Genomic DNA, 23,648 nt, shown 5'->3' with positions numbered 1-23,648 from the left:
GGGGGGGGGGGAAGGAGGGGGAGGGGGGGGGGGGGCACCCCCCTTTTTTTTGGTGGGGGGGTCCCGGGGGGCCCCCCCCCCGACACCACCGTCAAGGAAGGCCTGTCATGAGCCTGAACGCCACCGCCGTCGACCTGGGGACCTACGGAGTGTGGGTGAAGAGGACCGACCTGACCGCCGACGCGGCCGCCGAGATCGAGCGGCTGGGCTACGGCACCGTCTGGGTCGGCGGCTCCCCCGGCGCCGGTCTGGACGAAGTGTCCACGGCGCTGGCCGCGACGTCGCGGCTCGCGGTCGCGACCGGCATCGTCAACATCTGGAGCGCGGACGCGGAGGCGGTGGCCGACTCCTTCCGCCGGATCGAGTCCGAGCACCCCGGCCGGTTCCTGCTCGGCATCGGCGCGGGGCACCGCGAGGCCAACGGCCCCGAGGCGGTCAAGCCCTTCGGTGCGGTGGTGGACTACCTGGACGTCCTCGACCGGAGAGGCGTCCCCGCGGAGCGGCGCGTGGTCGCCGCCCTGGGGCCGCGGATGCTCGGCCTGTCCGCAGAGCGCGCCGCCGGGTCCCACCCGTACCTGGTCAACCCGGAGTTCACCCGCGGCGCGCGCGAGGCCCTGGGCGAGCGCCCGCTGCTGGCGCCCGAGCACAAGGTGGCCCTGGGCGAGGACCGCGAGCGGACCCGGCGCACCGCCAGGAGGGGGCTCAGCGTCTACGTCGACAACCGGCTGACCAACTACCTCGCCAACTTCCGGCGCCTGGGCTTCTCCGACGAGGACTTCGCCGACGGCGGCAGCGACGCGCTGGTGGACGCCATGGTCGCGCAGGGCGGCCCGGAGACGGCGGCGGCGGAGCTGCGCGCGCACCTGGAGGCGGGCGCGGACCACGTCGCGGTGCAGCCGCTGGCCGAGGACGACGACATCCTGCCGGTGCTGGCCCGGCTCGCCCCCGCGCTCGGGCTCACCGCCCGGGGCTGAGGCCGCCGTCCGGACGTCCGTCCCGCGACCGCGGACCCGGCCAGCTCCCCATGAGCTGACCGGAAATGTTGCCGATGTGATGAGAGGGGCCCTGACCTGCGATGGTCCTGTACTTGTAGCGAGGTCCGAGCGCCGACACCGGCCACAGGTACAGGATCGCGGCGAAGGTGTGCGCCTCTCCGGTCAGCGGGCGCCCGCGCGCAGGTGGTCGCGCAGGGACCGTGCCACGCGCGCCATGAGCGCCTCGGCCCCAGGCTGGTGGTAGGCGGGCACGCGCGACTCGGTCAGCACCGCGACGGCGAAGGCCTGGCCGTCGGCGTGCTCGACCACACCGATCTCGTGGCGCAGGTTGAGCAGGGTTCCGGTCTTGGACGACCACCGGGAGAGGTCGGAGGTGAAGTCGGGCGCCAGCCGGTGGCGCAGCAGGTTGTCGCCCATCAGCTCCCGCACCCGGGCGGCCACGTCCGGGTCGATCGCCCGGGGCCGCCACAGCGCCTCCAACAGGTCGGCGAAGGCCCGGGCCGCCCCGGAGCTGGCCCGGGTGACGTCGAGCTGCTCGATGCGGTGCCCCCGTCCGGCGGTGCCCTCGCCGATGGCCAGCGAGTGCGCCAGGTGCGCGCCCTCGGGGCCGAGCCGGTCGGCGGGGGTGTCGCTGAGGCCGCGCATCGTGTGCCGGACGGTGATGCCGCGCAGCCCGGCCGCGCGCAGCGACGCGGCGACCCGCTCGGGAGGGGTGAGCTCGAACAGGGCGTCGGTGGCGGTGTTGTCGCTCAGGCACATGCTCAGGTAGAGCAGGTCCTCGACGCTGACGCGGGCCGGGTGGCGGAACCGGCTCATCCCGGTGGGACCCGGGGTGGCGACCCGGCCCGGCTGCACGAGGAGCTGCTCGGCGCCGTCGATCTCCCCCGCGCGGATCCGTTCGAGCGTGGCGACGGCGAGCGGGACCTTGACGAGCGAGGCCGTCGAGAACTCCAGCTCGGGTTCGATGCCCAGTTCCTCGCCCGTGCGCAGGTCACGCACGAGGAACGAGCCCCGCAGTCCCCCCTCGTCGAGTTCGCGGCGCAGGTCGCGGACCAGTGCGGTGGCGCTCACGCGGACTCCTCCCCTGCGCCGGGGCGTCCGAGCGGCCCGCGCCCGGGCGGCCCGCCTCGGCCGGGCTGGCCCTGGTCCTCACCCGCCGGTGCGCCCAGGCACCGGGCGATCGCCCGCCCCAGGAGGGCGCGCAGCCGCTCGGCCTCGTCCCCGGTCTCGGCGGCCACCTCGTAGCCGCGGGCGAGGCGGACCTCACCCGTGGGACGCCAGTGCAGCCCCAGGTCCTCGGCCTGGCGCGGCGAACAGAGCAGGAGGTCCTCCGAACCCAGGACCTCGGCGGCGGCGGAGGCCAGGGAGGCGGCGAGGACGACCTGACCGGGCCGCAGCCCCACGGCGTCGCGCAGGCGGTTGAGGGGGTCGCGCACGTGGGGGACGTCGTCCTCGGGCTGGAGCCAGACGCGGCGGCCGCGCGAGGACGAGCGGTCGCGGGACAGGCGCAGGGTCTCCAGGTAGACGGCCCCGGCGCGCGGCTCCCCGGTGCCCGCCAGGCCCAGCGGGACCGTCCACGCGGCCTCGCCGGGCAGCACTCCCGCCAGGGAGGCGCGGACCTCGCGGGCGCTCAGCAGCTCGGTCCGCGCCGCGGGCGCGGCGGAGCGGAAGTCCAGATGGATGCCCTCCTCGCGGGCCTCGGCCCCCAGGAGGGCGAGGTCGCGTGTGGCGCAGGTGTCGGGCACGGCCAGGCGCAGCGGCCGCAGCGCCGCCCTCTCGGCGTCGTGCTCCATCTCCTCGGCCAGCCGGACCAGACGCCTGGCCGAGGGCAGCATGTCGCGGCCGAACTGGGTGAGGGTCGCCCGGCGGGTGGAGCGGTCGAACAAGCGGGCGCCCAGGTGCTTCTCCAGGGCGGCGATGCGTCTGCTGGCGACCGGCTGGGGGATGCGCGCGGCGGCGGCTCCGAGGGTGAAGCTGCCCCTCTCGCTCACGTTCACGAACGCCTTGCAGGCACCGACGAGGTCCATGACCCTCATGGTATGCCGTTTTCGCATGGAACTGGTCGTTTCTGTCTTGGACAGCATCAGTGCCAGCGGTCAGACTGCTGGACGAGGCCGCCCGGCAGGGCGGCGCGTGCGGGTTCCCGCACGGCTGACCGGGGGTCTCCCGGGTCCGGGCCGCCTTGTGGGCCCGGCCGGGACCCCGCGCACACCCAGGACAGGAAGAGCAGGCACACATGGCGTTCTCATCCCACCGGCGCACCGGACTCGCGGCCCTGGCCGCGGTCGTCCTCGTCCCCGCCACCGGCTGCGCGGCGGCCAACGGCGCCGCGGCGCCCGAGGCGGAGCAGTCGGCTTCCCCCGCGGCCTCCGACGGACTCACCCGGGAGTTCGAGCAGTTGGAGCAGGAGTTCGACGCGCGGCTGGGCGTCTACGCGGTGGACACCGGCAGCGGCGAGGAGATCGCGCACCGCCCTGATGAGCGGTTCGCCTACGCCTCGACGCACAAGGCGCTCTCGGCGGGCGCGGTGCTCCAGCAGAACACGCTGGAGGAGATGGAGGAGGTCGTCACCTTCACCGAGGACGACCTGGTCGACTACTCGCCGATCACCGAGCAGCACGTGGACACGGGCATGACGCTGATGGAGGTGACCGACGCGGCCCTGCGCTACAGCGACAACACCGCGGCCAACCTGCTCTTCGAGGAGCTGGGCGGGCCGGACGCGTTCGAGGACGCGCTGGAGGAGATCGGCGACGACGTCACCGACCCGGAGCGGTTCGAGACCGAGCTGAACGCCTGGACGCCCGGGGACCCCAGCGACACGAGCACGCCGCGCGCCATGACCGAGAGCCTGCGCGAGTTCACCCTCGGCGACGCCCTGCCGGAGGACCGGCGCGAGGTGCTCAACGACATGCTCGTCAACAACACCACCGGGGACGAGCTGATCCGCGCCGGGGTACCCGAGGACTGGAGGGTCGGCGACAGGACGGGCGCCGCGAGCCACGGCACGCGCAACGACATCGCCGTCATCTGGCCGACGGAGGGCGACCCCATCGTCCTCGCCGTCATGTCCAGCCGCGAGGCGGAGGACGCCGAGTACGACAACGCCCTGATCGCCCGGGCCGCCGAGGTCGTCGCGGAGGAGCTGGCCTGACGCCGCTCCGTGCCGCCCGGGCACGGAACCGGACGTCTCCAGGACAGAAGGAGCAGGGAAGATGTTGCTTTCATCCGTACGGCGCACCGGACTCGCGGCCCTGGCCGCGGTCGCCCTCGTTCCCACCACCGCCTGCGGGACGGGCGGTTCCAACCCGGCCCCGGGAACGGAGCCCTCGACCGGAACCTCGGCGGAGGGATCGGCCGGGCGGTCGGCCCCGGCCGACCTCTCCGCCGGGGTCGCCGACGAGTTCGCGGACCTGGAGGAGGAGTTCGACGCGCGGCTGGGCGTCTACGCGGTGGACACCGGCACCGGCGAGGAGATCGCGCACCGCCCCGACGAGCGGTTCGCCTACTGCTCCACCCACAAGGCCTTCACCGCGGCGCTGGTGCTCCAGCAGAACACGCCCGAGGAGATGGAGGAGGTCGTCACCTACGACGCCGACGACGTGTTCGGCCACTCACCGGTCACCGAGCAGCACGTCGACACCGGGTTGCCCCTGGTGGAGGTGGCCGACGCCGCCGTCCGCTACAGCGACAACACCGCCGCCAACCTGCTCTTCGACGAACTCGGCGGACCCGAGGGGTTCGAGGAGGCGATGGAGGAGATGGGCGACGACGTGATCGAGGCCGACCGCGTCGAGCCCGGCCTGAGCCGGTGGACGCCCGGGGACACCCGGGACACGAGCACGCCGCGCGCCATGGCCGGGAGCCTGCGCGAGTTCGTCCTCGGCGACGCGCTTCCGGAGGACCGGCGCGAGGTGCTCACGCGGATGCTCGTCGACAACCTGACCGGTGACGAGCTGATCCGCGCCGGGGTGCCGGAGGGCTGGGATGTCGGCGACAAGACGGGGAACGGGAGCTACGGCACGCGCAACGACATCGCCGTCCTCTGGCCGCCGGAGGGCGATCCCATCGTGGTGGCGGTCATGTCCAGCCGCGAGACGAAGGACGCCGAGTACGACAACGCGCTGATCGCCGGGGCCGCCGAGGTCGTGGTGGAGGCCCTGGGCTGACGGCACCGGGGCGAAGACGAACCCGCGCTTCCGGGGCAGGCCGCGGATCGTCTGGAGGGCGCCCGAACGTGCGCTTTCGCACCACCCGCCCCGGATTCGGTCACTCGAAAACGTGTCCTAGCCTGGGAGCGGTCCGGGCCCGGCGGGCGCCGGGAACCTCCCCTCCTGTCCAGTCCGAGCGAGTCCGAGGAACAGCGTGAGCATCAGTCCCCGTGTCACAGCGACCGTCTTCCGCGTGGTGGCGGTCATCGAGGCCCTGACCTGGGTCGGCCTCCTGGGCGGCATGTACGTCAAGTACCTGGGCAGCGGCAGCGAGGCGGGCGTGCACCTCTTCGGCCCCCTGCACGGGGGCGCCTTCGTGCTCTACGTGGTGGTCACCCTGGCCGCCGCCCTGCACCTGCGCTGGAACCTGTGGGCGACGCTGGTCGCCCTGGCCGCGTCCGTGCCTCCCCTGGGCACCCTGGTCGCGGACTGGTGGCTGCACCGCACCGGGCGCCTGGCCTCCCGCGCGCAGCGGGACCGCACGCCCGAGCCCGTGGCCTGACCTCGAACCGAACTCTGCGGGGCCCGGCGGAACTTCACCTCCCGTCGGGCCCCGCGCCGCTTTCCGGGCCAGGACGACGACTGCGCCGGGGCCGCCACCGCGACCGGTGACTGGGCGGGCCTGCCCGAGGTGCCGTCCGTGGTCGTCCCGCACGGCCCGGGCACCGGCTGACGCCGGGGCCGTCCGCCGCAGCACCTACTCGGCTCGCGCCCCGCGCGAGAAGTAGGCGTTGGACGCGGGCAGGAACAGCAGCACGAGGGCGGACAGCCCCAGCAGTCCCGGAACGGCGTCGCCGAGGGCGTCGTAGGCCGACATCCCGTCCGGCGGCCACACGGTGGCGTCCATGTTGACGGTGGCCAGGTCCATGAGCGCGACGAGGGCACCGGCGGCGGTGACCAGGAGGCGCGCCCAGTTGCGGCCCCGGCGCACCAGGACGGCGAGGAGGACGCCCACCGCCGCGAACAGCAGCGTGGCGGCACCGGACACGGCGGCCTGGCGCAGGCCTCCCTCCTCGCCCGCGGCCGCGCGCATGCTGTCCAGCCCGGTGGGGGCGACAACGAACACGTTCAGCACCCACAGCAGGAGGTCGACGGCGATCAGGGCGAGCAGGAGCAGGAAGGCCGCCTCCACCGTCCCGGGGCGCCCGGTCCTCCCGACGGTCGTACTCGTCATGGGTCCTCTTCTTCTTCCGCTGGTTCTCCGGGTGGGGGGAGAAGGAGCCCGGGGGCACGGGTCGCCTGAGTAGTCAGGAACTGTACAGCAAACGCCCGGGGCCGGACAGCGGCGCGGGTGAGGGCGTCGGCGGCGCTCCGGGGGACACCGCCCGGCGCCCGACGGGGACCGGTGCCGGGCTCGGGCACCGCGGTTCGGAAAAGACTTGTCGAGGGCAACGGAAAAGACACGCAAAAAGGCGGGGATGGAACAGCGGAAAACGCGCATTCCCGCTCTATCGTTTCTTCGCCGTCTTGTACACCAACGACCTACTTCTACCCATGGGGTCAAAGGGTGGCGTTCTGGCCGGTCACGGCAGGGGAAATTCGCCGCGTCACCCTTTGTGCACCGTGGGTGGTCCGTGTTCCCTTATGGACTGGCAAGTCATGACACGAGCCGAAGGATCACCCATGACCAACACCCACCGGTCAGGTCCGAACAGACGCACCATCCTGCGCGGGGCGGCGTTGGCCTCCGGCGCCGCCGTCCTCGGCGGGGCGTTCACCGCGGGTGGCGCGAGCGCCTCCGCGGGGGTGGCCGAACCGTCCCTGCACGCCCGGGCCGACTGGGGAGCGCGCTCGCCCGCGGGCCGGATCCAGATCCTGTCCACAGCGCCCAGCTACATCGTGGTCCACCACACCGCGACGGCCAACAGCACCGACTACTCGCTCAGCCACGCCTACGGCCTGTCCAGGGCGATCCAGAACTACCACATGGACTCCAACGGCTGGCTCGACACCGGCCAGCAGCTGACCATCAGCCGCGGCGGCCACGTCATGGAGGGCCGCGACCGCAGCTTCGCCGCCATCCGCGAGGGAAGCCACGTCATGGGCGCCCACGTGGCCAACAACAACAGCACCTGCATCGGCATCGAGAACGAGGGCCTCTACACGAGCGTGGGCCCGACCGAGGCCCTGACCGACGCGTTGGTGACCACCCTGGCGTGGCTGTGCGGGGCCTACCGGCTCGATCCGCACAGCGCGATCCTGGGCCACCGCGACTTCAACGCCACCGCGTGCCCCGGCGACGTGCTGTACGCGCTGCTCCCGGGGCTGCGCGACGCGGTCGCCGAGGCCATGGTGACGCCGGTCCTGGAGCTGGCCGCCCGCCGCGCGCCCGCCGGGAACGGCCCGACCTACCCGCCCGTGCCCGAGGAGGAGCCGGAGCGCGTGTTCTACCACGGTCCCGCCCGGGGCCCCGACGACTTCACCCGCTGACCCGCCCGTCAGGGCGCGTCCTGGATCGCGGTGCCCGTCGCCTCGCGGCGGGCACCGCCCGCACCGATCCGTCTCACCGCGTTGCTCGGTGACGAACCCCGACTGTGGGTGAGCCGGAGGGCCTGGGGAAGACCGTGTGCCGCAGCCTCAGGGCCTCGTAGCCGCACCGGGTCCGGGGGCGGGTCCGCCCCGCGCGGTGGGGGAGACTGGGGAGGGTGAGCACCGAGAACAACCGCCCCGGCCCGCCCGTGACCAGCCCCTCGATCATCCTGCTGACCCTGGCGCGCGGTATCGAGACCGAGCTGAACACCGCCCTCGCTCCCCTGGACCTCACGGTCGCCCGGCTCGGGCTGCTCGGCCACATCTCCGGGGTCCCGGGCGTCTCGTTCAGCGACCTGGCGCGGATGTCGGGGATCACGGTCCAGAGCGTGCACAGTTCGGTGAAGGCGCTGGTCGCCGCAGGGCTGGTGCGCGACCACACGTCGCGGGCCGGGGCCGCCTCGGCGATCGAGATCACCGACGAGGGCGCCCGTTTGCTCGACGCGGCCAAACAGGCGGTGGCCGCGGTGGACACCGCGATGTTCGGGCCGGACGCCGACCCCGTACAGCGGCGGGTGGGCGACGCCGTGCGCGCGGCGTTCGGCGCTCCGGGCGCCTCCTGACCGGCGGTCCACCGCCGGTCCCGCTTCCCAGGGGATCTCCGGGGTCGCGAACCGACCCCTCCTTCAGGATACCTGAAGCCGAGGATATGCTTCAGGCAACCTGAAGGAAGAAGGAGATCCCATGGAACACCTGCTGCTCTCGGTCCACGTGCTCGCCGCCATCGTGTTCGTCGGCGGATCGACCGTCGCGGCCAGCCTCTTCCCGCGGTTCGCCCCCGTCGCCGCTGTGCCCGCCACCGTCGGCGCCGCCGACGCGGGGACCGCGGACACGCCCGCGGGCGCCCGCTCCCCCGACGGGCGCGACCCGGGCGAGCGCGACGCCGCCGTGGCCGCCCTGCTGCACCGCACCACCCGCGGCTACGCCGTCGCCGGAATCGTCGTCCCCGCGGTCGGGATCGCCCTCGCCCTGTTCCAGGGCCGGATGGGCGAGATCTGGATCATCGTCTCGATGCTGCTCACGGCCGTCGCGGGCCTCATGCTGGCGGCTCTGGTCTACCCCCGCCAGCGTGAGGCGCTCCGCGAGCCCGGCGACCCCCGCGCGCTGCGCACGCTGTCGATGATCACCGGGATCTACAACCTGGTGTGGGCGTCCGTCGTCGTGCTCATGATCGTCCGCCCGGGCTCGGGGACCTGACCGGCGCGGCCCCCGGGACCGGCCCATCGGGAACCGGAGGAGACCGCCCGGCGCAGGGCGTCGCCCCGGGACCGGGATAGGTGTGACGCGGGTGGGGAATGGTGCCGGAAGCGGCGCGTACCCGCGCCGCCTCCGGCCACGTGTGGGGGTAAGCGAAGATGTCTCAGCGGGTACAAGGGGTGGTCTCCCGGTCCAAGGGGGCCCCGGTGGAGATCACCACGGTCGTCGTGCCCGATCCGGGCCCCGGCGAGGCCGTGGTCAGGGTCCAGACGTGCGGGGTGTGCCACACCGATCTGCACTACCGCGAGGGCGGCGTCAACGACGAGTTCCCCTTCCTGCTCGGGCACGAGGCCGCGGGCATGGTGGAGTCCGTGGGCGAGGGCGTGACCACCGTCGCACCGGGTGACCACGTGATCCTGAACTGGCGAGCGGTATGCGGGGACTGCCGCGCCTGCCGCCGGGGGCGGCACCAGTACTGCTTCGACACGCACAACGCCGAGCAGCGGATGACCCTGGAGGACGGCACCGAACTCTCCCCCGCCCTGGGCATCGGCGCGTTCGCGGAGAAGACCCTGGTCGCCGCGGGGCAGTGCACGAAGGTGGACCCGCAGGCCTCGCCCGCCGCGGCCGGTCTGCTGGGCTGCGGGATCATGGCCGGGATCGGCGCCGCCATCAACACCGGCGGCGTGGGCCTCGGGGACTCGGTCGCCGTCATCGGCTGCGGCGGCGTGGGCAGCGCGGCCGTCGCGGGCGCGCGGCTGGCCGGGGCCGGGCGGATCATCGCCGTGGACCTAGAGGACCGCAAGCTCGAATGGGCGCGCGGCTTCGGCGCCACCCACACCGTCAACGCCTCCTTCACCGACCCGGTCGAGACCATCCGCGACCTGACCGGCGGTTTCGGAGCCGACGTGGTCATCGACGCCGTGGGCACCCCCAGGACCTACGAGCAGGCCTTCTACGCGCGTGACCTGGCGGGCACGGTCGTGCTGGTGGGCGTGCCCACGCCGGAGATGCGCCTGGAACTGCCGCTGCTGGACGTGTTCGGCCGCGGCGGGGCGCTGAAGTCCTCCTGGTACGGCGACTGCCTGCCCTCGCGCGACTTCCCCGTGCTCATCAGCCTCTACCTCCAGGGGCGCCTGGACCTGGACGGCTTCGTCACCGAGGAGATCGGACTCGGCGAGGTCGAGGAGGCCTTCGCCCGGATGGAACGCGGCGACGTCCTGCGCTCGGTGGTGGTCCTGTGAGCGGCGCGCGCGTGGAACACCTGACCACCTCGGGGGTCTTCGCCCTGGACGGCGGGGAGTGGGAGGTCGAGAACAACGTCTGGATCGTGGGCGACCGCGACCAGGCGCTGGTCATCGACGCCGCGCACGACGCGGGCGCGATCCTGGGCGCGGTGGGCGACCGCGAACTGGTGGCGGTGGTGTGCACGCACGCGCACAACGACCACGTCAACGTGGCCCCGGCGCTGGCCGAGGCCACGGGGGCGCCCATCCTGCTACACCCGGCCGACCGGGTGCTGTGGGACATGACCCATCCGGACCGTGCGCCCGACGCCGAGCTGTCCCAGGGACAGGACGTCAGGATCGCCGGGACCACGCTGACCGTCCTGCACACCCCGGGGCACGCCCCGGGCGCGGTGTGCCTGTACGCGCCCGAACTGGGCGTGCTGTTCAGCGGCGACACCCTGTTCCAGGGCGGCCCGGGGGCGACGGGACGGTCCTACTCGGACTTCCCGACGATCGTGGAGTCCATCCGCGACCGGTTGCTGCCCCTGCCGGAGGACACGGTGGTCAACACCGGGCACGGGGAGTCCACGACGATCGGCGCCGAGGCCCCCCACCTCCAGGAGTGGATCGACCGGGGCCACTGAGGAGTGCGGCCCGCGAGTCGGGCCGGGACCCATCCGGGGCCCGGTCCGCGCTCATCCACGAGTCGGGCCGCGGCCGGGGGCCGCACCGGCGCGGCCGCCGTCCGCTCAGGCGGGGCGAGCGGCGGTGAGGCGGGCCCCGTACTCCATGGCGGCGAGCACCGCCGGTACCAGCCGCCCGGAGAGCCGCGCCAGCCGGTCCGGGCCCAGGGCGACGCGCAGCGCTCCCGGCGCGAAGGTGGCCAGCGCGCGCCCGACCAGGGGATCGTCCCGGCGGGCGCGCAGCCCGGCCACCGTGCCCGGCCAGTGCTGTTGCTGCACCGCGCCGAAGGCGGCGGCGGTGGTCCAGAGCGCGAACAGCGGGCCGGAGTCGCTGCCCAGGTGCTCGGCGCAGTCCCGGCGCAGCTCTTCCGGCACCGCACCCCACTCCGCCAGGACGCCCGGTGTGGGCCGGTGGGCCTCGGGCACGTCGTTGCCGGTGTCGATGACCACGGCCTCTCCGGTGTTCCAGCGCAGGAACGGCAGCGACGGGGGCAGGTCCAGGACCGGCCCGCCGAAGCGGGCGCCCTCCGCGGCGAAGCAGGCCGAGTGCCGGAGCCCGTGGCCGTCGTTGCCCTTGATGCTGGGCAGGTCCTCGTGCTCGACCAGGTTGGGCGCCGCGACCAGGGTGGAGGTGCCGCGCTCCCGCAGGAACCGCAGGGCGGCTCGGTCGTCGGAGCGGCCCTCGGCGTCCGCCATGAAGCGGCCCATGTCCACGGCCAGGTCCCGCGGCAGGAGCAGGGCCAGCGTGGGCATGTAGGGGTTGACCACCGGGACGGCTCCGGCGCCGGTGAACACCGCCCACCGGGCCAGATAGGCGGTGCGCGAACCCCATTCCACGAAAAGGGAGAGCGCGGCCCCGGAATGCCTTTCCGCCGCGGCGCGCACGGAATCGGCGAAATCCGCGCAGACGCGGACGTCGTCCTGGAGGACGAGGTGGTGGGTGGAGTCAAAGCGTTCCGCGCTGGAGAAGGCGACCTGGGAGGCGCGCAGGGAACTGGGCGGCCCGTCGGGCTCGGGGTCCACGGCGATGCAGGCGTCCGCGATCCCCAGGGAGTCCAGGACGCGGCGCGCGTCGGCGATCCTGCGGGGATGGGTCATGACGGACGCGGACAGCACAACGGGAGAAAAGGGGCTTGGCATATGCCGAGAATAACCCGAAATCAGCCGGGAACAAGGCCGAGGGAAGACAATTTTTCTTTCCCCATAAACCCTTACCCGGCCAGAGTAGCACACGCCTTATGGGAATTGCCATTCCGCTGTTCCCGGTATGCGGCCGCACCGGGGAACGGCGGGGACGCGACGCCCTACGGGCCGGTCGGCACGGCGAGGCGGCCGAACACCTGGACCGGGCCCTGGAACTGCGGCCCCGCACCCGCGCTCCCGACTCCCTCGGTCAGCTCGGTCACGGTGCCCAGGCGCTCGGCCAGTCGGCGGATCCGTTCCGGTGCGAGGGAGCCCTTGGGGACGAACAACTCGATGAACATCATCGCGAAACACCTCCGGGACGAACGTGCCGGACCGCTCTGCCAGGAGGCTGCCAAACGGCTGTCAGACCGGGACGAGCCGACCAGGGCGGGTCCACCCGGCGGTTCTCCGTACACGGCGCACGATCCTGTACAAGCCCCGGAACGGGATACGGGAATCGCCTCCCCGCATCCGGAGCCACCCATGCGAACCGGCGGCATGGAAAGACTCTCCGCCCACGAGAACTCCCCCTCCCATGAAAAGCCATCGGAAAGGAGACACCGAAGGCATCTCCTGGCCGCGGAAAGCCTTTCTTCGATGGGGCGTTCCACACCGCGCGGCCCGCACCGCCCCGAAATACCGGTCGGCCTTCCGGCCCACACACGGCCGTCGCACGACGGCGACGCCGGGGAGCGGGTCCCCGCGCACGGAAGCCTGTGAGCTCCTGGGATCCACCCTCCCCGGACGCTCTTTTCTTCACAGGACGTGCGACACCGAAAGGCGCGTTTCGCCCAGCGGAACTACCGCCGGGTAACCATTTCGAATCGAGCACCACCCGACCGGGAGGACGAGCGGAACTCGGCGGCCCGATAGCGTCCCCTCCCCGCATGGGCGTCGTCACAGCGAACCGAATCCCTTTACCAGCAGGGCGTTCCGGCACCGTAATTCGGATCACTCGACGTGTTGGGTAAAGCGGGGATTGCTTGCTCCTAGCCTTGTGTTGGAGGCGGAAGTGATCCCGGGACCCTCTGGTCCGCTCATGGGACTTCTGCTGGCGCCCCGCCCGAAGGCGGTTCACGGCGCCCCCGCGTACCGCGCACCGCTTGTCGATACCTCTCCCCGCGTTGGAGCCTCGGTGACCCTTGCTTCCGCACGTCCGAATCGTCGTGCCCCGATCACCACGGACGTCCAGGTCGTCCCGGACACCCAGAACGTCCCGTCCACCCACGACCCCCTGAACCACCAGGACGTGCCGGCGCAGGCCGGACCGGCCCGCCAGGACACCACCGCCGCCACGGCCCGGACGCGCCGCCGCACGCTGCTGCTCGTCCTCGTCCTCGGCGTGCTGTCCGCGATCGGCCCGCTCGCCACCGACCTGTACCTGCCCGCGCTGCCCCAGATCGCCTCCGACCTGGGCACCAGCGAGGCCAGCGTCAAGCTCACCCTGACCTCGGTGATGGCCGGTCTGGCCCTGGGCCAGCTCGTCATCGGACCGCTCAGCGACCGGTGGGGGCGCCGCGCACCGCTGCTGGTCGGCATCGGCGTGTTCACCGCCACCACCCTCGCCATCGCGACGGTGAGCAGCGTGGAGATGTTCAGCCTGCTGCGCTTCGGCCAGGGGCTGTCGGCCGCGGCCGGACTGGTGATCTCCCGCGCGATCGTGCGGGACGTGTTCGACGGCGACGCCGCCGCCACCTTCTTCTCCCGGCTGGTGCTGCTCTCCGGCCTGGCGCCCATGCTCGGTCCGATCCTGGGCGGCCAGCTGCTCTTCTTCGGGCCCTGGCAGCTGCTCTTCGCCGTGCTCGGCGCGACCGGGCTGGCGACCTTCGCCCTGGTGCTGTTCGGCCTGCCCGAGAGCCTGCCGCCCGAGCAGCGCGAGCGGGTCAGCCCGCGGGCACAGCTGCGCGTGTTCGGCCGCCTGCTGCGCGACGTCCGCTTCACCGCTCCCACGCTCACGCTCGCGTTGAGCTTCGGGATGAGCTTCACCTACATCTCGACGTTCTCGTTCGTGGCCAACTCCCGTTTCGGGGCCAGCGCCCAGGAGTTCAGCCTGGTGTTCGCGGTGACCACGCTCGGGATGATCATCGGCAACCAGCTGAACGCCTACCTGATCCGCCGGGTCGAGATCCACCGCCGCCTGTTCCTGGGCCTGGCCGGGTCGATCGCCTCGGTGGCCGCGCTGGCGGCCCTGGGGGCCTCGGGCGGAGCGAGCCTGGTGACGGTGACCGCCGCGCTGTTCGTGATGATGGTGTTCACCGGACTGGTGTCGCCGAACGCCACCGCGCTGGCCCTGGACGGGCAGCCGCCGAAGATCGCCGGAAGCGGCTCGGCCCTGCTGGGCACGCTCCAATTCGGCATCGGCTCCGGCCTGGCCTCGACCGCCGGGCTGACCGGCCCGGTGAGTCTGGCCAGCATGACCGCGGTCATGCTCGCCACGGCCGTGGCCGCCGCGGTGGTGTTCACCGCCTTCGCGGTGCGCACGCGACACACCGCGCTGGCCGCAGCCTGAGTGTCGGTGCGCACGGCTGGTGTGGTCCGCTCGTTCAGGCCAGGCCCGAGGAGCGCGACGTGTTCTCCAGCCCCAGACGCGGCCCCTGGCCCCCCGTCCACGGTGTTCGCCTTCCCGGTCTCGGAGCTGCCGCACGGCTCCACCAGGTGGCGGTTCGACGTGTGGCCCTGAGCAGGGGACGGCGCGGGTTCGGCGGAGGGACGGGTCTCCGGAGAAGCGGGAGACGGGACCGGGTGAAACGTCGCGTCTCGCGGGTAGGTCTCTGGCGAAGACAACACGACCTCCCACCCCCAATCCCCTGGAGGCAGAGAGTGCGAGTACGCATCGTTCTTTCGACCCTCGTCGTCCTGTGGCTGCTCATCGGTCTGATCGCCGCGTTCCAGCGCGGTCTGTTCAGCGACGACGAGACCTCGTGCTCGACGCTGGGCCACACCGTCGGCACCATCTTCGTCGGGCCGTTGAACTACATGGGGGTCAATCCGACCATCGAGTGCCCGCCCCTGCCCGAACCCTCCGAGTAGCGGATCCGGCGCCGTGCCCCCGGCGGGGCCCGGCGCCGTTCAGCGCCCGCCGGCCGAGGTGGCGCTCCCGAGTTCGGGCCCCAGCGCGTCCGCCAGTTCCGGCCGGACCCACGCGATCTCGGTGACCAGCAGCGCGGTCAGGGCGCCGAGGGCCCGGAGCAGTTCCTCCCCGGTGAGCGCGCGGACGAGTGTGGCCTCCAGGGAGTCGGTGAACTCGGCGGGCAGCAGGTGCGCGCCCTTGTTGAACACCGTGGGGTGGCCCAGCCTCAGGCACGCCAACGCCACCGTCTGCTCGCGCAGACGACCGATCCAGTGCTCGGCCTGCCACAGGCGTCCGCGTTCGACGCAGACACGGGCGTGCAGGGCGTGGTGCCAGGAGTGGCCGATCAGCGTGTCCGCGTCCGGTTCCGGAAAGGGTTCGAGCTCCCGGGCGCGCCCGAAGACCGTCCGCCACTGGGGGCCGCGGGGGCCGAACTCGCTCTCGGGGACGAAGGCGACGTCCACCTCCAGACAGCCGGGCAGGAGGAACACCCGGATGAGGCGGGGGCCGGGGACGGGCAGGTCCCAGTGGTGCAGCGTGCCGAACTCCCCGTGGAGCCAGGCCGTCCAGGACGCGGGCACCCCATCGCGGCCGTCGCGCACGGCGAGGACGAGGTCGATGTCCGACCACTGGTCGGCCGCTCCGTCGGCGCAGGAGCCGGTGAGCGCGGCTCCCACGACGGAGTCGTCGGCCCTGGCGCGCGACAGCAGGCGCTCGCGGAGCAGGTCGCGCATCGCGTCGGGGGGCATGGCAGCGTTCCTCACTCGTTCGTCGGCGCGCTCACAGGGAACGGTAGTGGGCACGCCGACCGGAGTCGAGCTTCTCGATCGCGGCGCGCAGCAGGGGGCGCGGGGCTCGCGCGGCGTGGACGTCGAGGAAGGCCAGCAGCCGTTCCCGGTCCTTGTCGCCCGCGGCGCGGAGCATCCACCCCACCGCCTTCTGCACCAGTTCGTGGTCGTCGCCCAGGAGCCTCTCCGACAGGGCGAAGGCGTCGTCGAGGTCGTCGTGGGCGATGAAGTGCGCCGTCGCCACGATCGCGGTGCGCCGCTCCCACGGGACGTCCGAGCGCGCCAGGGTGTACAGGACCTCGCGGGGGCGGTCCCGCAGATGGCGGCCCAGGACGTGGTGCGCCGCCAGGTCCACCAGGTCCCAGTTGTTGACGCGGTCGTGGCGGCGCAGGTACAGCTCGGCGAGCGCGGCGACCTGGTCGGGCGTGCTGCGCCGGTGGCGGGCCTTCTTCTCCATGATGCTCATCGCCCCGGCCCGGGCCTCGTGCACGGGGCTGTCCATCAGCTCCTCGATCTGGTCGAGGGGCATGTCCACGAACTCCTTGGCCAGGGAGAACACCGTGCCCATGCGGACGCCGACGAAGTAGTCGTCGTCGGGCTGGTCTCCGGCCTCGAAGCGGAAGTAGCGCTGGTACTTGTGGAGTTCCTCGTCGCTGCGGTGCTCGTCGAGGCGTGCCAGGAAGGCCCGGGCGGTCAGCGGTGCGGTGGCCATGGCGGCACGGTAGACGATCCCGGTGACGTTCGGCGCGGACAGTGTCCGTGAAAGGACGGCTCCCGTGGCGTCCTCACGGCGGCACCGTGCGCCTCATCCGTGATCGCGCCTGTCCTGTCCCATCTCCTCGCGCAGCTGTCCCAGGACGCCGTTGAGGAGCCGGGACACGTGCATCTGCGAGTAGCCGAGGCAGTCGGCGATCTCGGACTGGGTGTGGTCGCCGAAGAAGCGGAGCCTGAGGATCTCGCGCTCGCGTTCGGGCAGGCGGGCCAGGGCGGGCTTGAGCGACTCGCGCTGGACCACCAGTTCCAGGTCCCCGTCCTCCCTGCCCAGGTGGTCCTCCAGCCGGGTCCCCTCCTGGCCGTCGGCGTCGGAGGTGTCCGGGGCGTCCAGCGACAGGGAGCGGTAGGACTCCGAGACCTGGATGAGTTCGCTGACCTCGGCCTCGGGCAGCCCCATCTCCTCGGAGAGTTCGTGGATCGTGGGCGTGCGCGCGTGGGCCTGCTGGAAGTCGTTGAGCGCCTGGCGCAGCTTGATCCGGTTCTCCTGGTGGCGCCTGGACACGCGCACGGCCCAGGTGTGGTCGCGGAAGTGCCGCTTGATCTCGCCGGTGACCGTGGGCATCAGGTAGGAGATGAACGGTTTGCCGCGGTCGGGGTTGTAGCCGTGGATGGCCTTGACCAACCCCAGCATGGCGGTCTGTTGCAGGTCGTCCAACGGTTCGCCGCGGCCGTTGTAGCGGCGTGCGAGCTTGTTGACCAGCGGTTGGTAGAGGACCACGACCTGTTCGCACAGGTCGTCGGCCCGCGGATCGTCCCTGTCCAGACCGTGGAGTTCGACGAGTATGTCCTCGGCGGAGGGGTCCTCGTCCCAGGCCGGTCTGCGTGGTCTGGGGATGACGGGTGTGCGGTCAGAGGTCTCGTGTGTCGCTTGGGGAACGTTGATGGACAAGAGGAAGCCCCCGGTGTCGTGTCCTGTTCGGTTCCTGGTGTCTGCCTGGAGGGCGGTGAGCCGACGGCACAGCCGCGCTGTCGGTCGAGGTAGGAGGCTGGGATCCGGCGGGGGATGATCGCGATGTGAGGAGTACGTTCCCTCAGGAATGGACCCAAAAGCCGCGGAGAGAAAATTTTTCGCCATGAGGAAGGAAACGTCCCAGCGCTCGCTTTCGGTGACCGGAAAAGCACGGGAAAAGCGCCCGCGTCCCGCAGGGCATCCCGCATCCCCGACGGGCACAGCGGACCGTTCTCCCTGCTCATTGGCGCTACACGTGTCGGCATCGACCCCGCTCCCACACACCGACCACGCCTTTTCAGGCAATGTTAATTTTACTCGAACATGAGTTCGATTTGTTTTTCCGGTGAATATAAAAGCTGCCTAAAAAAACCAGGGCACAGGGCGGGCGCGCCCCGAAAAAGAACTCCCCGACCCCGGTGAGGGCACGGCTCCTGCGGTTCCGGGGCGCCTCAGTCCGCTGGCTGCGGACGCAGCAGGTCGGGTTCGATGTAGATGATCGTGGCGATGGGCACCGCCTCGCGGATGCGCCGCTCCGCCTCGTCGATGGCGGCGGTGACGCGGCGGGCGTCGTCCTCGGCGTCCACGGCCACCTTGGCCGCGACCAGCAGCTCCTCGGGGCCCAGGTGCATCGTGCGCATGTGGATGACGGCGTCGATGTCCGCGCAGTCCAGGATGGCCCCGCGGATGCGGCGGACATGCTCCTCACTGGCCGACTCACCGATGAGCAGGCTCTTCATCTCCACCGCCAGGACCACCGCGAACACCATGAGCAACAGGCCGATGGCCCCCGAGCCGAGCCCGTCCCAGACTCCGTTGCCGGTGATCAGGGTGAGGCTGACCCCGGCCAGGGCGAAGGCCAGGCCGATGAGGGCGCCGGTGTCCTCCAGCAGGATCACCGGCAGTTCCGGGGCCTTGGTGCGGCGGATGAAGCCGAACCATCCCACCCGGGCGCGCGCCGTCCTGGTCTGGCGCATCGCGGTGCGCAGCGCCGTCGACTCCAGGACGGCGGCCACCAGCAGTACCACGACGGGGAGCCACTGCCAGGAGGTGATCGGGTGCGGGTCGCGGATCTTCTCCCAGGCCTCGTACAGGGCGAACAGCCCGCCGAGGGTGAACAGCACGATCGCCACCAGGAAGGCGTAGACGTAGCGCTCGTGGCCGAAGCCGAAGGGGTGTTCCCGTGTGGCCGTGCGCCTGGCCCGCCGCCCTCCGACCAACAGCAGGAGCTGGTTGCCGGAGTCGGCCACGGAGTGCACCGACTCGGCGAGCATCGCCGACGAGGCGGTCAGGAGATAGGCCACGAACTTGGTCACGGCGATCCCGAGATTGGCCGCCAACGCCATGACCACGGCCCTCGTGCTGTCCTCGCCACTCACGGCGTCACCCCCTCGTCAGCCGCGGACCGCCCGACCCGGAGACACGGGGTGGTCCGCACGGCCGTATCGGCCCTGGTCACCCGCGGCGGCCAGGGTCTCGCCCCGAACCGTCCCAGGTTCCGGGGAGGCCGGTGCACGCGCAAGCACCCCCGCAGCCGTGTCGGGCCGCGGGGACACGGTCGGAACGCTAGGGCTGTTCGGCGGCGCGGGAGCGCACGCGCAGCTCGACTCCGTCCAGGAGCCAGTCCAGCCCCTGCGAGAAGGCCTCCTCCGGGGTCGGGCCCGCGGTGGTCATGCGTTCGATGGCCGGATAGCGCCCCGCCCCGCCCGCGCGGGCGGCCAGGAAGGCCTCCTGGACCGTGTCCCACGTGCGCCCGTCGGGAGTGGTCCAGGCCTCGGCCCGGTCCGCCTGGACCACCAGGGCGACGTGCCCGCGGACGTAGCCGTCCACGGCCTCGACGACGGTGAACGCCTCGTGGCCGCTCAGCCCGGTGCCGTCGAAGACCCGCACGGCGGAGTCGACCCAGGCGAAGGTGTGCGGGCCGACCGGCTGTCCCGTGTCCGTGAGTTCGACGAGCCAGGGGTGCTCACGGTAGGAGCGCAGGTCCTCGTGGGCCCATGACCAGACCTTCTCCCGCCAGGTGCCGGTGCGGGTGTGGGGCAGGACCGCCTGGCCGACCATCGTGTCCACCATCAGGGCGATCAGGGCCGACTTGTCGGGAACGTAGGTGTAGAGCGTGGCGGCGCCCACGCCGAGCCGGGCGGCGACCCTGCGCATGGACAACGCGTCGACGCCCTCCTCCTCCGCGACCTCCATGGCGGCCTCGACGACGCGCTCCACGGTGAGGTTGTGCCGCGGGCCGCGCCGGGGCCGCTGGGGGCCGTCCCACAGCAGTTCGAGCGTGGCCGTGGGGTCGTGGACGTACGCCACTCTTGCCTCCTCGAAAAAACTCCGTACACTGTTCGAAGAATGTCGAACGCCGTACGGAGTTTACCCCCGGGAAGGCGGCCATGCCGAACGAACCCCACTCCACACACCCATCCGACACCGGATCCCCCGCCTCGACGGCCGCACGCCCCCGGATGGGCCCCGTGGCCCTGACCGTCCTGGTGTCCGGTGCCGCCACCCTGGTCGGTGTGCTCGCCGCGGCCGCCTCGACGCTGGCTCCGGGTTCCGCCGGGGACCCCGGCTCCCCCGCCGCCCTGGCCGTGCGGGCCGCCCTCTGCACGGCGCTGGTCCCGCCGCTGCTGTGGGCCGCACGCCGCTTCCTGGACCGCGCGCCGACCTCCGCGCTCGGCCTCGCACCCGGGAGATGGTTCGTCCCGCTGACCGGCGCGTTCGCCGTCCTCCTCGCCTCGGCCCTGCTCCTGGGCGCGGCGTCGGCCCTGGGCGCGGCCTCCCTGGACACCGGTGCGACCGGGGACGCCGTTCTGACCCTGGTCGTCCTCCTCCCCCTGCTCCTGGCGGCCCAGATCCTGCCCGAGGAGCTGGTCTTCCGCGGCTACGCGCAGCACCACCTGGGCCACCGGTTCTCCCCCTGGGTGGCCCTTCTGGGCCAGGCCGCCCTGTACACGCTCTTCGTCGCCGCGGTCACCGATACGCCGGAACGCTCCGGCGAGGTGTTCCTCCTGGGCCTGTTCCTCGGAGCCCTGAGAACGACCACCGGGGAGGTGTGGACGCCGCTGGCCGCGCGAACGGCCCTGACCGCCGTCGGTGTGCTCTCCGACGGCCTGGGCCTGCGCCTGCTCTCCGCTCCGGAACTGTGGCAGGCGCTGCTCTCCTTCGCCCCGGCTCTGATCGCCTTCTGGGCCGTCTACCTGCTGCACGGCCACGTCCGCGGCCGGGCGGACGACCCGTTCTCGGATGCGGACGGGCCGCGCCGACCCCTGGTCCAGAAGGGGATCCTGTACGACGTCGGCTCCAGCTACCTGCCCGGCCAGAGCTCCCGGCGGCGGTGGCGTCCGGAGGTGGTGGACCAGGAGATGCGGGTGATCCGCGAGGACCTGCACTGCACGGCGGTCACCGTGTTCGGCGAGGACCCCGGGCGGCTGGAGGAGGCGGCGCGCCTGGCGTTGGACCGGGGGCTGTACGTGTGGATCCAGCCCCGCCTGGTCGACGCGGCGCCCCGGGAGCTCACGGCCCACCTGGGCCGGGCCGCGGAGGCCGCCGAACGGCTGCGCCGCGACCACCCCGGGCGGGTCGGCCTCAACGTGGGCTGCGAGATCAGCGTGTTCGCCACCGGAGTGCTGCCGGGCCGCGACCTCGACCGACGAACGCGCGCGCTGGGGCTGCTCTTCCCCCTGCTGCCGTGGTTCGACCGCAGACTCAACCGGTTGTTGCGCGAACTGGCGGGCACCGCACGCGCGAGGTTCCAGGGGCCGCTCACCTATGGTTCCGGCGCCTGGGAGACCGTGGACTGGGCACCGTTCGACGTGGTCGGCGTCGACTACTACCTGGACGAACTCACCCGCCGCACCTACCGACAGGGGCTACGCCGGCTGCGCGCCCACGGCAAGCCGGTGGTCGTCACCGAGTTCGGCTGCTGTTCCTACGCGGGTGCCCGGGACAAGGGCGGCTCGGGCTCGGACATCCTGGACTGGAGCGACCTGGAGGACCGCAGGGTCAGAGGCGGGCACGTCCGCGACGAGCGGGTGCAGGCCGACCTCATCGGCGACCTGTTGGACGTGTTCGAGACCGAGGAGGTGCACGGGGCGTTCGTGTGCATGTTCATCGAGGGGGACTGCCGTTACTCCCCCGACCCCGCCCGCGACCAGGACATGGCCAGTTTCGGGATCGTGCGCCCGCCGCCGCTGGAGTCGGGGCTGTCCCCGGACGACGGCCACTGGGAGCCCAAGCTGGCCTTCCACACCCTGGCCGCCCGCTACGCCGGGGAGGCGCCCGACCACGCGGCCTGAGCCGCCGACGAGCAGCCTCCCCTCCGGCTCTCGGCCGCGCGGACCCGTCGCGGTCGCCTGCCTGCGGGCTCGGGGGCGGGGACCTGTCCCTGAACCCGTCAGGCCATGCGTTCGCGCAGCTCGCGTTTGAGGATCTTGCCGGAGGCGTTGCGCGGCAGCCCGGCCACCACCCGTACCTCCTTGGGCGCCTTGAACGCCGCCAGGCGGGCGCGCACGTGCTTCACCAGGTCGTCGGGCAGGGTCTCGGGGTCGGCCTCCCCGGTGGGCACCACGAACGCGGTCACCGCCTCGATCCACCTCTCGTCGGGCACACCGACCACCGCGGCCTCGGCCACCCCGGGGTGGGTGTACAGGACGTCCTCCACCTCGCGGGAGGCCACCAGCACGCCGCCGGTGTTGATGACGTCCTTGATCCGGTCCACCACCTCGATGTAGCCCTCGGCGTCGGCGCGCACCAGGTCGCCGGAGTGGAACCAGCCGTCCCGGAAGGCCGCTTCGGTCTCCTCGGGCTTGTCCCAGTAGCCCTGGCACAGCTGCGGCGACCGGTACACCACCTCACCCAGCTCGCCCGGTGCGACGTCGCGCCCCTGGCCGTCCACCACCCTCAGCTCCACGAACAGGGCGGAGCGGCCCGCGGAGGCGGGGCGCGCGTCGTGCTCCTCGGGGCGCAGGACCGTGGCCAGCGGGCCGATCTCGCTCTGCCCGAAGCAGTTGTAGAAGCCCAGGCCGGGCAGGGTCGAGCGCAGCCTGTCCAGCACCGGGCCGGGCATGACCGAGGCCCCGTAGTAGGCCTTGCGCAGGCTCGACAGGTCGCGCCGGGCGAAGTCGGGGTGGCCCGCCATCGCCACCCACAGCGTGGGCGCGGCGAAGAAGGCCCCGTGCCCCGCCGTCTCGATCCGCTCCAGCAGGTCGGCGGGGTCGGGGGACTCCACCAGGGTGTTGCGCGCCCCGACCGCCAGCCACGGCATGAGGAAGACGTGCATCTGCGCGCTGTGGTAGAGCGGCATGGCGTGCAGGGGCTCGTCGTCGGCGGACAGGTCCAGGCCCGCCACGCAGGACAGGTACTCGTGCACGAGCGCCCGGTGGGTCATCATCGCGCCCTTGGGGCGGGAGGTGGTGCCGGAGGTGTACAGCAGCTGCACCAGGTCGGTGTCGCGGACCTCGGTGTCCAGTTCGGGCACCGGCCCCTCCAGGCTGTCGGCGAGCAGCGAGCCGGGTCCCTCGCGCAGCTCCAGCACCTGTTCCACCCCGGTCTCGGCGCGCAGCGCGTCCACGGCCGAGCGCAGGGCGGGGTCGGCCAGGACGATGGTGCTGCCCGACTGCTCCAGCAGGTAGGCCAGTTCCTCCCCCTGGAGGGCGAAGTTGACCGGCACGTGGACCAGTCCCGCCCGGGCGCAGGCCAGGAACCCGACGAGGTAGGCGTCGGAGTTCCTGCCGTAGGCCGCGACCCGGTCGCCCCGGACCGCGCCGAGGCCGAGCAGGCGTGCGGCGGCGCGGGTGACCGTGGCGTCCAGGTCGGCGTAGGTCCAGGTGCGCCCGCCGAAGACCAGCGCGGTACGCCCGGGGGTGCGTGCCGCGCTGCGCCGGAGGATGTCGTCCACGGTGCTGGATGTCGTCGAACCGGTCATGTCCTGCCTCCCGCCCGTCGGTACGGCCCCTGGGACCGTCGGCAGCACCCATCCTGTGGCGCACCGGGCCGCGCTGGCAACACCCGGCGGAGGACGGGGCGGTGCGTCCGTACGG

General features: G+C 72.5%; 23 protein-coding genes. 12 read left to right on the top strand and 11 right to left on the bottom strand.

From position 1 onward, the window contains the following. Positions 1–107: 107 nt before the first annotated feature. Complete coding sequence (locus tag ACSIH6_RS33170) at positions 108–974, top strand: TIGR03620 family F420-dependent LLM class oxidoreductase (protein ID WP_435112299.1); 867 nt, start codon at positions 108–110, stop codon at positions 972–974. 183 nt (positions 975–1,157) lie between these two features. Here the strand turns inward: ACSIH6_RS33170 and ACSIH6_RS33165 are convergent, their stop codons facing one another. Both ACSIH6_RS33165 and ACSIH6_RS33160 read right to left on the bottom strand, forming a co-directional pair. Continuing rightward, on the bottom strand, positions 1,158–2,066 hold the full coding sequence (locus ACSIH6_RS33165) for a serine hydrolase (RefSeq protein ID WP_435112298.1): 909 nt from the start codon (positions 2,064–2,066) through the stop codon (positions 1,158–1,160). After that, complete coding sequence (locus ACSIH6_RS33160) at positions 2,063–3,022, bottom strand: LysR family transcriptional regulator (protein WP_435112297.1); 960 nt, start codon at positions 3,020–3,022, stop codon at positions 2,063–2,065. The genes ACSIH6_RS33165 and ACSIH6_RS33160 overlap by 4 nt, the downstream gene beginning before the upstream one ends. 209 nt (positions 3,023–3,231) lie before the next feature. Between ACSIH6_RS33160 and bla (ACSIH6_RS33155) the strand changes: the two genes are divergently transcribed. From bla (ACSIH6_RS33155) to ACSIH6_RS33145, 3 genes are all read left to right on the top strand, one after another. Further along, complete coding sequence (gene bla / locus ACSIH6_RS33155; RefSeq protein WP_435112296.1) at positions 3,232–4,149, top strand: class A beta-lactamase; 918 nt, start codon at positions 3,232–3,234, stop codon at positions 4,147–4,149. Positions 4,150–4,210: 61 nt separating this feature from the next. After that, positions 4,211–5,164: a class A beta-lactamase gene (gene bla, locus ACSIH6_RS33150; RefSeq protein ID WP_435112295.1), complete on the top strand. Its 954-nt coding sequence runs from the start codon at positions 4,211–4,213 to the stop codon at positions 5,162–5,164. Positions 5,165–5,360: 196 nt separating this feature from the next. Further along, entirely contained in the window at positions 5,361–5,708 is a 348-nt protein-coding gene (locus tag ACSIH6_RS33145) for a DUF3817 domain-containing protein (RefSeq protein ID WP_435112294.1), read from the top strand. A 195-nt stretch (positions 5,709–5,903) separates the two neighbouring features. On the opposite strand, the gene ACSIH6_RS33140 is transcribed toward ACSIH6_RS33145, so the two are convergent. After that, the gene (locus ACSIH6_RS33140; RefSeq protein WP_435112293.1) at positions 5,904–6,380 is read right to left on the bottom strand and encodes a hypothetical protein; all 477 of its coding nucleotides are present in this window, start codon (positions 6,378–6,380) and stop codon (positions 5,904–5,906) included. Positions 6,381–6,829: 449 nt separating this feature from the next. Between ACSIH6_RS33140 and ACSIH6_RS33135 the strand changes: the two genes are divergently transcribed. From ACSIH6_RS33135 to ACSIH6_RS33115, 5 genes are all read left to right on the top strand, one after another. After that, complete coding sequence (locus ACSIH6_RS33135) at positions 6,830–7,636, top strand: peptidoglycan recognition protein family protein (RefSeq protein ID WP_435112292.1); 807 nt, start codon at positions 6,830–6,832, stop codon at positions 7,634–7,636. A 215-nt stretch (positions 7,637–7,851) separates the two neighbouring features. After that, positions 7,852–8,298: a MarR family winged helix-turn-helix transcriptional regulator gene (locus tag ACSIH6_RS33130; protein ID WP_435112291.1), complete on the top strand. Its 447-nt coding sequence runs from the start codon at positions 7,852–7,854 to the stop codon at positions 8,296–8,298. A gap of 121 nt (positions 8,299–8,419) precedes the next feature. Then, positions 8,420–8,932 carry a hypothetical protein gene (locus ACSIH6_RS33125; RefSeq protein WP_435112290.1) on the top strand — a complete coding sequence of 171 codons (513 nt, stop codon included), beginning with the start codon at positions 8,420–8,422 and terminating at the stop codon, positions 8,930–8,932. A gap of 158 nt (positions 8,933–9,090) precedes the next feature. Next, positions 9,091–10,176 carry an S-(hydroxymethyl)mycothiol dehydrogenase gene (locus ACSIH6_RS33120; RefSeq protein ID WP_435112289.1) on the top strand — a complete coding sequence of 362 codons (1,086 nt, stop codon included), beginning with the start codon at positions 9,091–9,093 and terminating at the stop codon, positions 10,174–10,176. After that, the gene (locus ACSIH6_RS33115; RefSeq protein WP_435112288.1) at positions 10,173–10,805 is read left to right on the top strand and encodes an MBL fold metallo-hydrolase; all 633 of its coding nucleotides are present in this window, start codon (positions 10,173–10,175) and stop codon (positions 10,803–10,805) included. Before ACSIH6_RS33120 ends, ACSIH6_RS33115 begins: the two co-directional genes overlap by 4 nt. A gap of 105 nt (positions 10,806–10,910) precedes the next feature. Here the strand turns inward: ACSIH6_RS33115 and ACSIH6_RS33110 are convergent, their stop codons facing one another. Together ACSIH6_RS33110 and ACSIH6_RS33105 are read right to left on the bottom strand one after the other, a co-directional pair. Beyond that, on the bottom strand, positions 10,911–11,942 hold the full coding sequence (locus tag ACSIH6_RS33110; RefSeq protein ID WP_435112287.1) for a hypothetical protein: 1,032 nt from the start codon (positions 11,940–11,942) through the stop codon (positions 10,911–10,913). A 206-nt stretch (positions 11,943–12,148) separates the two neighbouring features. Then, positions 12,149–12,331: a hypothetical protein gene (locus tag ACSIH6_RS33105; RefSeq protein ID WP_435112286.1), complete on the bottom strand. Its 183-nt coding sequence runs from the start codon at positions 12,329–12,331 to the stop codon at positions 12,149–12,151. Between the two features lie 833 nt (positions 12,332–13,164). Here ACSIH6_RS33105 and ACSIH6_RS33100 point away from each other — a divergent pair. Both ACSIH6_RS33100 and ACSIH6_RS33095 read left to right on the top strand, forming a co-directional pair. Further along, the gene (locus ACSIH6_RS33100; protein ID WP_435112285.1) at positions 13,165–14,538 is read left to right on the top strand and encodes a multidrug effflux MFS transporter; all 1,374 of its coding nucleotides are present in this window, start codon (positions 13,165–13,167) and stop codon (positions 14,536–14,538) included. Between the two features lie 311 nt (positions 14,539–14,849). Next, entirely contained in the window at positions 14,850–15,059 is a 210-nt protein-coding gene (locus ACSIH6_RS33095) for a hypothetical protein (protein WP_017567061.1), read from the top strand. Between the two features lie 39 nt (positions 15,060–15,098). Here ACSIH6_RS33095 and ACSIH6_RS33090 read toward each other — a convergent pair whose 3' ends face one another. The 5 genes from ACSIH6_RS33090 to ACSIH6_RS33070 all read right to left on the bottom strand — a co-directional run bounded on the left by ACSIH6_RS33090 (position 15,099) and on the right by ACSIH6_RS33070 (position 19,920). Next, on the bottom strand, positions 15,099–15,848 hold the full coding sequence (locus ACSIH6_RS33090; RefSeq protein WP_435112284.1) for a nucleotidyltransferase domain-containing protein: 750 nt from the start codon (positions 15,846–15,848) through the stop codon (positions 15,099–15,101). A 31-nt stretch (positions 15,849–15,879) separates the two neighbouring features. Then, a complete protein-coding gene (locus ACSIH6_RS33085; protein WP_435112283.1) occupies positions 15,880–16,599 on the bottom strand; it encodes a DNA alkylation repair protein in 720 nt (239 codons plus the stop codon). A 93-nt stretch (positions 16,600–16,692) separates the two neighbouring features. Next, positions 16,693–17,550, bottom strand: a complete 858-nt coding sequence (locus ACSIH6_RS33080; RefSeq protein ID WP_435112282.1) for a SigB/SigF/SigG family RNA polymerase sigma factor — start codon at positions 17,548–17,550, stop codon at positions 16,693–16,695. 512 nt (positions 17,551–18,062) lie between these two features. Continuing rightward, positions 18,063–18,989, bottom strand: a complete 927-nt coding sequence (locus ACSIH6_RS33075; RefSeq protein ID WP_435112281.1) for a cation diffusion facilitator family transporter — start codon at positions 18,987–18,989, stop codon at positions 18,063–18,065. Between the two features lie 187 nt (positions 18,990–19,176). Beyond that, positions 19,177–19,920 (bottom strand): TetR/AcrR family transcriptional regulator, encoded by a 744-nt coding sequence (locus tag ACSIH6_RS33070; RefSeq protein ID WP_435112280.1) that lies wholly within the window; start codon positions 19,918–19,920, stop codon positions 19,177–19,179. Between the two features lie 80 nt (positions 19,921–20,000). On the opposite strand from ACSIH6_RS33070, the gene ACSIH6_RS33065 reads away from it, so the two are divergent. Further along, complete coding sequence (locus ACSIH6_RS33065; RefSeq protein WP_435112279.1) at positions 20,001–21,905, top strand: CPBP family intramembrane glutamic endopeptidase; 1,905 nt, start codon at positions 20,001–20,003, stop codon at positions 21,903–21,905. A gap of 98 nt (positions 21,906–22,003) precedes the next feature. On the opposite strand, the gene ACSIH6_RS33060 is transcribed toward ACSIH6_RS33065, so the two are convergent. After that, positions 22,004–23,533 (bottom strand): acyl-CoA synthetase, encoded by a 1,530-nt coding sequence (locus ACSIH6_RS33060; protein WP_435112277.1) that lies wholly within the window; start codon positions 23,531–23,533, stop codon positions 22,004–22,006. Positions 23,534–23,648 lie beyond the last annotated feature (115 nt).

The organism is Nocardiopsis synnemataformans, assembly GCF_965343085.1.
Classification (GTDB): Bacteria; Actinomycetota; Actinomycetes; order Streptosporangiales; family Streptosporangiaceae; genus Nocardiopsis; species Nocardiopsis alborubida.
The sequence above is the reverse complement of the archived record's forward strand: the minus strand, read 5'-3'. Positions and strand labels throughout refer to the sequence as shown.

Excerpts from the sequence above, each read along its gene's own strand:
- ACSIH6_RS33170 (WP_435112299.1), top strand. The coding sequence starts at position 108 with ATGAGCCTGAACGCCACCGCCGTCGACCTGGGGACCTACGGAGTGTGG.
- ACSIH6_RS33160 (WP_435112297.1), bottom strand. The coding sequence starts at position 3,022 with ATGGACCTCGTCGGTGCCTGCAAGGCGTTCGTGAACGTGAGCGAGAGG.
- bla (WP_435112296.1), top strand. The coding sequence starts at position 3,232 with ATGGCGTTCTCATCCCACCGGCGCACCGGACTCGCGGCCCTGGCCGCG.
- bla (WP_435112295.1), top strand. The coding sequence starts at position 4,211 with ATGTTGCTTTCATCCGTACGGCGCACCGGACTCGCGGCCCTGGCCGCG.
- ACSIH6_RS33140 (WP_435112293.1), bottom strand. The coding sequence starts at position 6,380 with ATGACGAGTACGACCGTCGGGAGGACCGGGCGCCCCGGGACGGTGGAG.
- ACSIH6_RS33135 (WP_435112292.1), top strand. The coding sequence starts at position 6,830 with ATGACCAACACCCACCGGTCAGGTCCGAACAGACGCACCATCCTGCGC.
- ACSIH6_RS33125 (WP_435112290.1), top strand. The coding sequence starts at position 8,420 with ATGGAACACCTGCTGCTCTCGGTCCACGTGCTCGCCGCCATCGTGTTC.
- ACSIH6_RS33120 (WP_435112289.1), top strand. The coding sequence starts at position 9,091 with ATGTCTCAGCGGGTACAAGGGGTGGTCTCCCGGTCCAAGGGGGCCCCG.
- ACSIH6_RS33110 (WP_435112287.1), bottom strand. The coding sequence starts at position 11,942 with ATGACCCATCCCCGCAGGATCGCCGACGCGCGCCGCGTCCTGGACTCC.
- ACSIH6_RS33105 (WP_435112286.1), bottom strand. The coding sequence starts at position 12,331 with ATGATGTTCATCGAGTTGTTCGTCCCCAAGGGCTCCCTCGCACCGGAA.
- ACSIH6_RS33090 (WP_435112284.1), bottom strand. The coding sequence starts at position 15,848 with ATGCCCCCCGACGCGATGCGCGACCTGCTCCGCGAGCGCCTGCTGTCG.
- ACSIH6_RS33085 (WP_435112283.1), bottom strand. The coding sequence starts at position 16,599 with ATGGCCACCGCACCGCTGACCGCCCGGGCCTTCCTGGCACGCCTCGAC.
- ACSIH6_RS33065 (WP_435112279.1), top strand. The coding sequence starts at position 20,001 with ATGCCGAACGAACCCCACTCCACACACCCATCCGACACCGGATCCCCC.
- ACSIH6_RS33060 (WP_435112277.1), bottom strand. The coding sequence starts at position 23,533 with ATGACCGGTTCGACGACATCCAGCACCGTGGACGACATCCTCCGGCGC.